At 61.4% G+C, this 12,859-nt stretch carries 8 protein-coding genes (1 of these 8 only partly in view); all 8 read right to left on the bottom strand.

Annotated features, from left to right (window positions below; genetic code table 11):
• Positions 1–1,448: the 5' portion of an MFS transporter gene (locus ACODTY_RS09865; protein WP_488994119.1), read on the bottom strand. It extends 124 nt beyond the left edge of the window; 1,448 of the gene's 1,572 nt are visible here — the first part of the coding sequence; the start codon lies at positions 1,446–1,448; the stop codon falls past the left edge of the window.
• A gap of 78 nt (positions 1,449–1,526) precedes the next feature.
• Positions 1,527–2,987: a L,D-transpeptidase family protein gene (locus tag ACODTY_RS09860; RefSeq protein ID WP_488994118.1), complete on the bottom strand. Its 1,461-nt coding sequence runs from the start codon at positions 2,985–2,987 to the stop codon at positions 1,527–1,529.
• A 174-nt stretch (positions 2,988–3,161) separates the two neighbouring features.
• Entirely contained in the window at positions 3,162–5,774 is a 2,613-nt protein-coding gene (gene clpB / locus ACODTY_RS09855) for an ATP-dependent chaperone ClpB (RefSeq protein WP_488994117.1), read from the bottom strand.
• A 232-nt stretch (positions 5,775–6,006) separates the two neighbouring features.
• On the bottom strand, positions 6,007–6,813 hold the full coding sequence (locus ACODTY_RS09850) for a DUF4167 domain-containing protein (protein ID WP_488994116.1): 807 nt from the start codon (positions 6,811–6,813) through the stop codon (positions 6,007–6,009).
• A 334-nt stretch (positions 6,814–7,147) separates the two neighbouring features.
• Positions 7,148–8,029 (bottom strand): peptide chain release factor N(5)-glutamine methyltransferase, encoded by an 882-nt coding sequence (gene prmC / locus ACODTY_RS09845; RefSeq protein ID WP_488994115.1) that lies wholly within the window; start codon positions 8,027–8,029, stop codon positions 7,148–7,150.
• A gap of 8 nt (positions 8,030–8,037) precedes the next feature.
• A complete protein-coding gene (gene prfA, locus ACODTY_RS09840; RefSeq protein ID WP_488994114.1) occupies positions 8,038–9,114 on the bottom strand; it encodes a peptide chain release factor 1 in 1,077 nt (358 codons plus the stop codon).
• Positions 9,115–9,147: 33 nt separating this feature from the next.
• The gene (gene ptsP / locus ACODTY_RS09835) at positions 9,148–11,418 is read right to left on the bottom strand and encodes a phosphoenolpyruvate--protein phosphotransferase (RefSeq protein WP_488994113.1); all 2,271 of its coding nucleotides are present in this window, start codon (positions 11,416–11,418) and stop codon (positions 9,148–9,150) included.
• Positions 11,419–11,499: 81 nt separating this feature from the next.
• The gene (locus ACODTY_RS09830; RefSeq protein WP_488994112.1) at positions 11,500–12,753 is read right to left on the bottom strand and encodes an aspartate kinase; all 1,254 of its coding nucleotides are present in this window, start codon (positions 12,751–12,753) and stop codon (positions 11,500–11,502) included.
• Positions 12,754–12,859 lie beyond the last annotated feature (106 nt).

Raw genomic sequence — 12,859 nt, 5'->3', positions numbered from 1 at the left:
AAGTCGCTCGCAGCAATGCGGACCGCGTCGAGACCTTCCCCGATGGAAGCGGTCAGCGGCTCGCCGAATCCCGGCATTGCCTCGACACCTTGCGGTCCGAGTGCCCAGCCATAGGCAAAGGCCGCGACCGATCCCATGGCGGCGACGGCCATCAGGCCGCCTATGCGCGAAACGGCATTGTTGATGCCGGAGGCCGCACCTGTGTCCCTGTCTTCGACCGAGGTCATGATCGCCGTCGATAGCGGCGACACCACCAGCGCCATGCCGATCCCCATGACCACCATGAACGGAAAGATGCCGAGCCAGAAATCGCGGACGCCCATTCCAACCGTCACGGCCGCCCCGGCAAATGCCACGGCAACAAGCAGGCTGCCGGCAGCGATCGGAAAACGCGGCCCGACGCGATCTGACAGGTTTCCGACCGGACCCGACAACACCGCGATTGCCACGGAGAGCGGCACGAATGTGAAGCCGACCACTGCCGTGTTCAAACCCCATCCGGCGATAAGCAGCATGGGCAGGTAAAACAGGATGGCGGACAGGGAAAAATACAGGAAGAATGTAACGATGTTGGCACCCGAGAATGCGCGGTTGGCAAACAGGCCAAGCTCGATCATCGGTTCACTTTGGCGTCGTTCCCACCATATGAAAGCCGCGAGCACAACAAGCCCGGCTACCACGGCGACAAGACTGTGGCTGGTCGCACCGCCAGCGCTTTCGCTGCTCATCGATGTCAGCCCGTAAGCCATCGAACCGAACGCCACGGTTGCCAACGCCGCGCCGCCGAGATCCAGCGAACGCTTTTCCGTCGGCACGTCGTCCGGCACTTTCGTCAGCAAAAGGAAAATCGCCAAGCCGCCCAGGGGCAGGTTGATGGCGAATATGGCGCGCCAGATTCCGTCGCCGAACGCCGATAGAACCAGGCCGCCAAGGATCGGTCCAAGCGAAGTGGTCAAGGCCGAGGCAGCGGCCCATATGCCGATTGCCTTGCCCCGCTCCTTTTTCGGATAGGCCTTGGCGATGATGGCGAGGCTGCATGGCACCATGATCGCCGCGCCGATGCCCTGAATGGCCCGGCATGCAATGAGCACGACAGGATCGGGCGCGACGACGCACGCCATTGACGCGACAACGAAGAAAGCAATGCCCACCGTGAACACGCGGCGCAGCCCGAACCGGTCGCCCGCCGTTCCGCCCGCGAGGATGAGCGCCGACAAGGTCAGCGCATAGGCGTTGGAAATCCACTGCGCCTCGACAAGGCTTGCGCCGAGGTCGACGCGGATCGCCGGGATGGCAATGGCCAGCACCGAGCCATCGATAAACCCGAGCGCCGATGCCAGGATCGCCGATATCAGCACGAACTTGCGCTGGCTTTGCGGGCAAAACGAGCGCTCTGCCGAGCCGTTCGGAGGCAAAACCGTATCAGTTGCAGGGAGTGCCGATTGCATCCCCCACGATTAAACCCTCAACCGTTCCCCGGCAATCAGGCCACGTATGCCAAGAGCCCGCAATCCTGGATGATTCGTTCAGTCCACGAACTCGACGGTCACGCCGGGCTTCACCAGCTTTGCCAGTTCCGTCGCGTCCCAATTGGTCAAGCGGATACAGCCATGGCTCTCGGTCTTGCCGATCTTGGACGGTTCCGGCGTGCCGTGAATGCCATAGGTCGGCTTGTCGAGCGCGATCCAGATCGAGCCGACCGGGCCGTTGGGGCCAGGAGGGATGGTGAGGATCTTGTCGTTGTTGCCCTGCTTGAAGTTGAGGTTGGGGTTGTAGGTGTAGTTCGGGTTCACGGCTATGCGCGAAACGGCATGAATGCCGGACGGCGAAGGCGTATCGGTCGAACCGATGGTTGCCGGATAGGCCGCAACCAGATTGCCATCCTCGCCATAGGCGAACACTTGCTTCTTGGCCTTGTCGGCAAGAATCCTCGCCACCGGCTTGCTGACCAGCCTGCCGAAATTGGCGACCTTGATGATCGTCCCCGGCCGGTTGAAGTTAACGCCCGGATTGATCGCCTTCAGATAGTTCTCGTCCATGTGGAAGCGCTCGGCGATCGCTTCGGTCACCGAGGTAAACGCCATCCGTTCCAACTGTGCCTTCTGGCTGTAGTCTTCCGGAATGGAAGCAACGTAAGGGCCGGCGGCATCTTCAGGCGTGATCGTATAGGAAGCAAAGGCATCGCCGCCGCTATTTGCAAGAGCCTCGGTGATGCCGACCGCATCGGTGGACTTCAGAGGACTACCGGTAATCTCACGGTAAGCGGCAAGCGCCTTGTCGACATTTGAGCCGAAACGCCCGTCAATGACACCGGGCGAAGCGCCGGCACGGTCGAGCAGGGCCTGCAAGGCAGCGATTTCCTCGCGCGCGCCGATCGAAAGCGACGAATCGACCTTTGCCGCCGAACCGGGGGCAACGGGCTCGGTTATCGTCTCTTCAGGTTGCGTGGGTTGGATTGAAGCTTCCTCGAGTTGCTTCGGTTCCGCCGGCTGCACGCGCGTTACCTCTGACTGGTCGGGTTCCTCAGTATTCGGATAGCGCTCAATGCCGGGCGCATCTGGGAAGACTCCACCCGGGTCGCCGTAGGTATCGTATTCATCGACAGGCGGCGCGATCACGCGCCCCTGTTCTTCCAACTGCCTGCGCCGGAAGCGCGCCATGTCCTCCGGGTCATCAAGATAGTAACGATCTTCTCCGGGAGGCTCACGATCGAACTGCCGCGCCTGTTGACGGCGCAGCGCCCGCCGGTCAAGCCTCGTCTGCGGCGGCTGGACCGCCACAACCTCGCCGGTAACAGGGTCGACGATGACGCGGTTTCCACGGCCATCATAATAGACTTCATAGTCGCCGTTCTGTGCAACGACGATGGCGCCGCTGGCGTCTTTCGGGGCTGTGCCGCGCACATTGTCGTCATTTTGCGAGGCAGTCGCACAGGTCGAGAAAAGCGCCGCAGCAACCGCTGAAAGCGAAAAGATCATGCGCAACATGCAGGCCAAGCTCTCCGGTGCATTTCGTGCCGCTCAATTTGAGCGGTTAAAGAACTAAGGTGCGCGAACACCTTAAAAACCAGCCATCCAGATTAAGGTTCCAACATGAACCGGGCATGAAGATGGCCGCATTGCTGCGGCCATCTGGTATGGCATCAGGCGATTGCCCGGAGCTTACGCGGCCTTTTCCGCATCCTCGACCACGGTTGGCTTGGAGCGGAAGTTCAAGCGATCCGAACCGGCCGTCACCTTCACGGTCGAACCGTCGAGGATGTCGCCGCCGAGAATCTTTTCGGCGAGCGGGTCCTGCAACTCCTTTTGAAGCACGCGCTTCAGCGGACGCGCGCCATAGACCGGTTCATAGCCCTTGCCAGCCAGCCAATCGATGGCATCCGCATCGAGGTCGAGGCGAATCTTGCGGTCGGCAAGCAGCGCTTCCAGCCGCTTGAGCTGGATCTCGACGATCCGGTCCATGTCCTTGCGGCGCAGCCGGTGGAACAGGATGATCTCATCGACGCGATTGAGGAATTCAGGCCTGAACGACGCCTTGACGACGTTCATGACATCGTCGCGTACAAGATCGACGTCCTGATCTTCGGTCAGGTTGACCAGATATTCTGATCCAAGGTTCGAGGTCATAATGATCAGCGTGTTGCGGAAATCGACCGTGCGACCCTGACCGTCGGTCAGGCGTCCGTCGTCGAGAACCTGCAACAGCACATTGAAGACATCCGGATGCGCCTTCTCGATCTCGTCGAACAGCACGACCTGATAGGGCCGACGCCGGACGGCTTCGGTCAAGGCACCACCTTCCTCATAGCCGACATAACCGGGAGGAGCGCCGATAAGACGCGACACCGAATGCTTTTCCATGAATTCCGACATGTCGATGCGCACCATTGCGCTCTCGTCGTCGAACAGGAACGAGGCCAGCGCCTTGGTGAGTTCGGTTTTGCCGACGCCGGTTGGGCCGAGGAACATGAACGAGCCGATCGGCCGATTCGGGTCTTGCAAGCCGGCGCGCGCACGGCGCACCGCCTTCGAAACGGCTTGCACCGCCTCGCCCTGGCCGACCACGCGCTTGCCGATCTCGTCTTCCATGCGCAGCAACTTGTCCCGCTCGCCTTCCAGCATCTTGTCCACCGGAATGCCGGTCCAGCGCGACACGATGTGGGCGACGTGGTCGGGCGTAACCACTTCCTCGACCATGCCGCCACCCTGGCCGTCGCGCGCTTCGGCCTCCGTCAACTGCTTTTCCAGTTCCGGTATCTTGCCATAGGCAAGTTCGCCGGCGCGCTGGAACTCGCCCTTGCGCTGGGCAATGGCCAGTTCGTTGCGAACCTCATCCAGTTCCTTCTTGAGATCGGCGGCAAGGCCGAGCTTCTGCTTCTCCGACTGCCACTTGGACGTGAGTGCTGTCGATTCTTCCTCGAGACCGGCAAGCTCCTTTTCGAGCCGCACCAGCCGATCCTTCGAGGCCTCGTCCTTCTCGACCTTGAGCGCTTCGCGCTCGATCTTGAGCTGCATGATGCGGCGGTCGATCTCGTCCAGCGCTTCCGGCTTGGAATCGACCTGCATGCGAAGCCGCGAAGCCGCCTCGTCGACAAGGTCGATGGCCTTGTCGGGCAAGAAGCGGTCGGCAATGTAGCGGTTAGAAAGCGTGGCAGCCGACACGAGCGCCGAATCGGAGATGCGCACCTTGTGGTGCTGCTCATACTTCTCCTTAAGTCCGCGCAGGATCGACACCGTGTCTTCGACAGTCGGTTCATCGACAAACACCGGCTGGAAGCGACGAGCCAGCGCCGGATCTTTTTCCACATGCTTGCGGTATTCGTCGAGCGTGGTCGCACCGACGCAATGCAGTTCACCGCGTGCCAAGGCAGGCTTCAGCAGGTTCGACGCATCCATGGCGCCATCCGCCTTGCCGGCGCCCACCAGCGTGTGCATCTCGTCGATGAACAGGATGATGCCGCCGGCAGCGGACGTGACTTCGGACAAAACGGCCTTCAGCCGCTCCTCGAATTCGCCGCGGTATTTCGCGCCGGCAATCAGCGCGCCCATGTCGAGCGCCATCAACTGCTTGTCCTTGAGCGATTCGGGCACGTCGCCATTAACGATTCGCAGCGCCAGCCCCTCGGCAATCGCAGTCTTGCCGACACCGGGCTCGCCGATGAGAACCGGATTGTTCTTGGTACGCCGCGACAGGACCTGGATGGTGCGGCGGATTTCGTCGTCACGGCCGATGACCGGATCAAGCTTGCCCGCACGGGCGTCGGCAGTCAGGTCACGGGCATATTTCTTGAGCGCATCATAGCCCTGCTCCGCGCTTGCCGAATCGGCGGTGCGGCCCTTGCGCATATCGTTGATGACCTGGTTGAGCGCCTGCGGCGTCACGCCGGCCTTGGTCAGGATGTCCGCCGTCTTTGCCGACTTCTCCATGGCCAGCGCCTGCAAAAGGCGCTCCACCGTCACAAAACTATCGCCGGCCTTCTTGGCAATGTCCTCAGCGGTCGAGAAAACCTTTGCGAGCGGCTGCGCCAGATAGAGCTGGCCATTGCCGCCTTCGACCTTGGGCAGGGAATCAAGCGCTGCATCGATGCTGACTTCCACGTCGCGCGCACGCCCACCGGCCCGCTCGATCAGCGAAGCGGCAAAACCTTCGTCATCATCGATCAGCGCCTTGAGGATATGTTCGGGGGTGAATTGCTGGTGATTGCGGTTGAGCGCATACTGCTGCGCGGACTGGATGAAGCCGCGCACGCGCTCAGAATACTTCTCAAGATTCATGTCTGTCTCCTTCCATCACCGGCCCGCTCTGCGGCACCGGATCAGATTGCGGTGACGAACCCGCCCAATGGGCCGGGTCCAGTTCTCGACTGATATGGTACACGAACCCCTTCGCCTCAAGAAGCTGGCAGGCTGGCGATATTAAAATCTCGCCCGCAACCTCAATGAAGCCTGAAAACAAAACCGGCGGGGATTTCTCCCCGCCGGATAATTTTTGCAGATGCCCGAAAAATCAGGATTCGGAAACCGCTGCTTCCGGCTCGCCGGCGCTGCCGGCAGCTTCATCTGCACTCACCCGCGGACGGCGCGGGCGACGCGGACGGCGCGGCGCAGCTTCCTCAGCGGGGGCAGCTTCATTGAGTTCGGCCTGAGCGGCCAATGCCGCCGGTCCGAGGTTTTCGACCACCACCGCCTCGACAGGCTGGGCGTTTTCGCCAGGCGTCGCGGGCGCTTCGGGCTGCGCTAGGTTGTGAGCGTTGTCCTGGTCATTGCGCTGGCGAAATTCACCGCGCTGGCCATTCTGGTTGTATCCGCCCGGCCGGCGCTCGCGGTTACGTCCGCCGCCATTTTCACGATTGTCGCGGTTGCCGCGATTTTCGGCGGTATTCTCGGAATTAAGCGCAACCTCTGCCGGCGTGCCCTCGATGACGGGCTGGGGGCCCGAACCGTTATTGGCCGAAACCTGGCTTTCATTGCCATTGACGTTGCCGTCGAAATCGTCGCGCTCATCCTCGCCGTCATCGTCGAACTCGTCGCGATTGTGCTGGACCTGCTGGATCGGCATCTGCGCCTGGGCGGCAGCGATGATGCGGTTGTAGTGTTCTGCGTGCTGTAGGTAGTTCTCAGCCATGACCCTGTCGCCGGAGCTCATCGCGTCACGGGCAAGAGCGGCATATTTCTCGGCGATCTGTTGGGCGGAACCGCGGATTTTGACGTCTGGGCCGTTACTCTCGTAGTTGCGGCTGAGAGGATTGGGCCCCTTTCGATTGTTGTTGTTGTTATTGTTGTTGCCGCCGCCATTGTTGTTGCGACCGCGCATGCGTCTGTTCTGCTGTTGTGGCCTCATCAGACTCTCTTCAGTTTGAATATCTTGAAAAATCCATCGCGAAAGGCGGCGCTCATGCGGCCAGCCGTTTCGTCATCCCGCCGGTGTTCGCCCGCATCGATTGCGTTGGCGCCACGTGCCACCCTGTTTTGGCCACATAACACTTGCCGGTTGATTCCCGCACGAAGCTCTAGCGTCAATTGCACAAGAGGGCAGCTATTTCCAAGGGAACCGAATCGCTAGGAGCACTGCCAGCTTCGTCTCATCCGGTCGCGGTGACCCTATATATATTCCCAAAGCTTGCCAAGCGTTATTTCGTCGCGGACGGTCAGCCTTTTTGCGGATAGGTAAACACCAGCACGCGATCGTTTCCACCGAGGTCGCAGAGCGCCTGAAGCGCAGTAAAGCCGGCATCTTCGAACAGTCGAGTTACGTCCACCTTCTGCGTATTGCCGATTTCGACGCCAACGACCCCACCCGGTTCCAGATGGCCGGCACTTTGGCTCGCAATGATGCGGTAGGCCTCAAGACCATCGCTCCCGCCGTCCAGCGCACGAAGCGGATCGAAGGCGCGAACTTCCGTTTGCAAGGTCTCGATTTCGTCGGATGTAATATAGGGAGGATTTGAGGCGATTACATGGTACCGCCCCGAAACTCCCCCAAACCAGTCGGACCTTGTTGCGGTGAACCGGTCCGAAAACCCAAGCGCGTTGGCGTTGGCTTGGGCGGTCGCAAGCGCATCTTCGGAGATGTCGACCCCGGTCGCTTCGGCCTGCTGCTCGGCGCTCAACAGCGCCAGCGCAATCGCCCCCGTACCTGTTCCCATATCGACAATCCGGCATCGGCCTTCGCGCGCCGCAATTGCCTTCACAAATGGCAGCAAGGCATCGACCAGAGTCTCCGTGTCGGGTCGCGGCTCCAGCGTCTCGGACGACAACGCCAGGCGCAGACCATAGAATTCGCGAAATCCAAGGATGCGGTGAACCGGTTCGCCCGCGATCCGCCGCTCCAGCGCCTGATCGATCGCCACAACGGCATCCACCTCGACCCTGCGCTCGGGATCGACAATCGCATCGGTCCGCGATGTGCCGGAAAAATGCTCGACCAGAAGCCGCGCATCCAATCCAGCGTCTTCTATTCCCCCGACTGCCAGGCGCGCCCGGGCGGCCCGGTGAACAACCGCCAATGTCGCCGCACTATCTTCTGGCAAAAACAGCGTCAGCCCTCGGAAATGTCGGCAAGCAGTTTCGACTGATGGTCGGCGATCAACGCGTTCACGATTTCGTCGAGCTCTCCCATCATCACCCGGTCAAGCTTGTAGAGCGTCAGGTTGATGCGGTGGTCGGTCACCCGACCTTGCGGGAAGTTATAGGTGCGGATGCGCTCCGAACGATCGCCCGAGCCAACCTGCGCCTTGCGCGATTCGGAGCGTTCCTCATCGGCCCGGCTGCGCTCCAGGTCATAAAGGCGCGCACGCAGAATCTGCATGGCCCGCGCCCGGTTCTGGTGTTGTGACTTCTCCGCCTGCACAACCATGATGCCGGTCGGCAAATGCGTGATGCGCACGGCAGAGTCCGTCGTGTTGACGTGCTGTCCGCCCGATCCCGATGCGCGCATCGTGTCGATGCGGATATCCTCGGGGCGAATCTCGATGTCCACTTCTTCCGCTTCCGGCAGTACGGCAACGGTGGCAGCAGAGGTGTGGATGCGGCCTTGCGCCTCCGTTTCCGGAACGCGCTGCACGCGGTGTGCGCCGGACTCGAACTTCAGATGGGCAAACACGCCCTTGCCGGAGACCGCGGCGAAAATTTCCTTGTAGCCGCCAACCTCGCCCTCGCTGGCCGACACCGTCTCGAAACGCCAGCCTCTGGATGCCGCATAGCGCTCATACATGCGATAGAGGTCGCCGGCGAAAAGCGCGGCTTCGTCGCCGCCGGTGCCAGCACGGATTTCGAGGATGGCGTTGCGGTCGTCGGCAGCGTCCTTGGGCAGCAGCAGGATCTGGATATCCTTTTGCAGGGTCTCGATGCGCTCCTTGACGCTTGGCAGATCGGCTTCCGCCAATTCCCGCATCTCCGCATCCGTCGCCTTGTCCGCCAGCATGGCGGAGAGGTCGGCTTCTTCCTGTTCGGCAGCCCGCAACTCCCGGATCTTGGCGACAAGGTCCTGAATGTCGGCATATTCCGACGCCATTTTCACATAGGCGTCAGCCGCCGGGCCGGCAGCCATCTGTGCCTCAAGCATCTCCAGGCGTTTGACGACCTGGTCCATGCGGTCTCGGGGTAGATTGGTCATATTTTTGGAACTTCGGTCAGATTCACGTGAATCTCAAAGGGGGATGGAACGGTCGTCGGCAAACGCCTGCAACAGCGCCCGCATTGGAATGCCGTTTGCCGGTGCCGACAAATTGTCCTCGAAGAAGGCTTCCAGCTCGGCAATCGGCAATTCGCACAACATCGCCTTCACCGGGCCGACCGATGCCGGCGACATCGAGATCGAGCGGAAACCGAGGCCGAGCAGCGCCATGGCCGAAATCGGCTTGCCGGCCAGTTCGCCGCACAGCGTCACCGAAGTATGGTTGCGCCGGCCGGCATCCGCGATCTGCTTCAAGACACGCAGGAACGGCACCGACAATGGGTCGAACCGATCCGAAACCTGTGTGTTGCCGCGATCGACCGCCATGACGAACTGGAACAGGTCGTTGGAGCCGACCGAAACGAAATCGACCGCCTTCATCAACTCGTCGAGCTGGAACAGCAGCGACGGCACCTCCAGCATGGCGCCGAGTTTCAGGCTGGTCGGCAGAAGATGGGCGAAGCGCGACAGGTGCCGCACTTCCCGGTCGATTATCTCGCGCGCCTGCACGATCTCCCCGAGTTCGGTGACCATCGGCAGCATCACTTTCAGTTCGCGCCCGCCGGCGGCCTTGAGAAGCGCGCGGATCTGCGTCCTGAGCAGTCCCGGGCGATCTAGCGTCAGCCGGATCGCCCGCCAGCCAAGTGCAGGATTTTCCTCCTGCGCCGTGTTCTTGAAATAGGGCAGCACCTTGTCGCCGCCGATGTCGATGGTGCGGAAGGTGACCGGCTTGCCTCGCGCCGCATCGAGCACGTCGCGATAAAGCTCTTCCTGCGCTTCGGCGCGCGGGAAGGTCGAAGCCACCATGAATTGCAGTTCGGTCCTGAACAGGCCGATGCCGCTCGCACCAGATTCGGCAAGTTGCGGCAGGTCGACCATCAGGCCCGCATTCATCAACAGATCGACCGGAACGCCGTCCGCTGAAACGGAAGGCTTGTTGCGCAGTTCCCGATAGAGTTCCTGCCGGCGCGCCCTGAACCGCACCTTCTCGGCATAGGCCGCCTCGAGATCGGGCTGTGGCCGAAGATGCGCGGTGCCCTCCTCGCCGTCGACGATGATGGCATCGCCATTTTCGGCCATGGAGACCGCGCCCTTGACCTGTCCTGCCACCGGAATGCCCATGGCGCGCGCCACGATGACGACATGGCTGGTCGCAGCACCATCTTCCAGCACGAGGCCCCGCAGCTTGTCGCGCGGATAGTCGAGCAGTTCTGCCGCGCCCATCGAGCGGGCCACGATGATCGCATCCTTCGGCAGGGACGCAGCGACATCGTCCGGTCCGCGCCCCATCAACTGGCGCAGCAGCCGGTTGGCGAGATCGTCGAAATCGCTCATCCGCTCGCGCAGGTAGGGGTCGGTCATGTGGATCATGCGGGCGCGCATGTCGCTTTGCACTTTTTCCACCGCCGCCTCGGCGGTCAGGCCGTTGCGGATCGCCTCTTCCAGCCGGCGCACCCAGCCGCGATCGTTGGCGAACATGCGATAGGCTTCCAGCACCTCGCGATGCTCGCCTTCGAAGGCCACGTCGCGGCGTTCCAGCATGTCGTCGATGGAAAGCCTGAGCGAACCGAGTGCGGCCGCAAGACGGCGGACTTCATCTTCGCTGTCTTCGTTGAACAGGTTGGTGACGACGATGCGCGGCTCGTGCAGCACCACATGGCCAAGGCCGATGCCGTCATTGAACGAAACGCCCCCGAAACTGGCCGGCCGCTTAAGGTCGAGTTCGAGCCCGGGCCGCGTCAGCCGGGCCAGATCGCCTGTGGCGATCATCTCGGCGATCACCATTGCGGTGGTTTCCAGCGCCTCGACCTCATCGTCGCGATAGGTCCGCATGGTCTTGTTCTGGACGACCAGAACGCCAAGCGTGCGGCCGGCCCTCAGTACCGGAACGCCGAGGAAGGAGCTGTAGATTTCCTCTCCCGTTTCCGGAAGGTAGGCGAATGCCGGATGCTCCTGCGCATTGGACAGGTTGAGCGAACGGGCGCTTGCCGCAATTGTTCCGACCAAGCCTTGGCCCAGACGCAACTGCGCCAAGTGCACGGCGTTGGGGTTGAGACCCTCGGTAGCGTAGAGTTCGAGCACGGAATCGGCGCGCAGCACATAGAGCGAGCAGACTTCGGCGACCATGTTCGAAGCAATGTCGCGGACAATCCGGTCAAGCCGCTCCTGCGGCTCAAGCGGCTCTTGCATGAGCTCGCGGAGCCGTTTCAGCAAAACGCGTGGGCCGACGGCCGTTTCACGCATCGCGGCACATTCTCCAATGGCTTCAAACCAGCGGGCGCCCCTGCCCGCCGGTAGTCAACGCAACAACAGACTCCTACGCCCTTATTGCTTATCTAGACCGTATACGGAATGGAGCGTGCGAACTGCAAGCTCTGTATAAGGCCCGTCGATCAGGATGGAGATTTTGATCTCCGATGTCGTGATGGCGCGGATGTTGATCGACTTCTCCGACAGCGCCTTGAACGCGGTCGCCGCAACGCCGGTATGGCTTCTCATGCCGATGCCGATGACCGACACTTTCGACATGCCGTCATCATGCTGGACAGCATCGAAACCGACTGTTTCCTTGACCTTTTCCAGAACCGTGAGCGCCTTGCCGACGTCTCCCGACGGTACCGTAAAGGTCATGTCGGTCGATTTACCGTCCTCGGAGATGTTCTGGACGATCATGTCCACATTGATGCCGGCATCCGCCAGCGGGCCAAAAATCCCGGCGGCGACGCCCGGCCGATCGGCGACGCGGCGCAACGAAATCTGTGCCTCGTCCTTGGCGTAGGCAATTCCTGTGACGACCTGCTGTTCCACGATTTCATCCTCGTCGCAAATAAGCGTTCCAGGCGGATTGATCAGATCCCCCATACCGGGTGCGTCCGGATCGTCGAAAGACGAGCGCACGAAGGTGCGCACCTTATGCACCATGGCGAGTTCGACAGAGCGAACCTGCAGCACCTTGGCGCCGAGCGAAGCCATTTCGAGCATTTCCTCGAACGAAATCTTCGCCAGCCGGCGCGCCTTCGGCTCGACGCGCGGGTCCGTCGTGTAGACGCCATCGACATCGGTATAGATATCACAACGATCCGCCTTGACCGCAGCAGCGATCGCGACCGCGCTGGTATCGGAGCCGCCACGACCGAGCGTTGCGATGCGATTGTCCGGGCCGAGGCCCTGGAAGCCGGCCACAACCGCAACCTGCCCCTCGCCGAAGCGCTTGATCAGGAAAGAGCCGTCGATATCGGTGATGCGGGCAGCGCCATGCGCATTGTCGGTCCGGATCGGGATTTGCCAACCGAGCCATGAGCGGGCGTGTACGCCCATGTTCTGCAAGGTGATAGCCAGAAGTCCAGCCGTGACCTGCTCGCCCGATGCGACCACGGCGTCATATTCACGCGCATCGTGCATGGGCGAAGCTTCACGCGTCCAGGCAACCAGTTCATTGGTCTTGCCTGCCATCGCCGAAACCACCACGGCAACTTCGTGTCCGGCATCGACCTCGCGTTTGACATGACGCGCGACATTGCGGATGCGGGCGATGTCGGCGACCGAAGTCCCGCCGAATTTCATCACGATACGCGCCATGGGAGCGGAATGCCTTTGGATGCCGAGCCGAACGGCCCGAAATGAATGGTTTTGAGTGCTTGCTAAATGCAAACCCCGATGCGCGGCCTCCTTAGCCAAAACAACC

This window comes from Mesorhizobium sp. FG116 (assembly GCF_057809835.1).
Note: the sequence above shows the minus strand (reverse complement) of the source record. Positions and strands in the feature narration are given on the sequence as shown.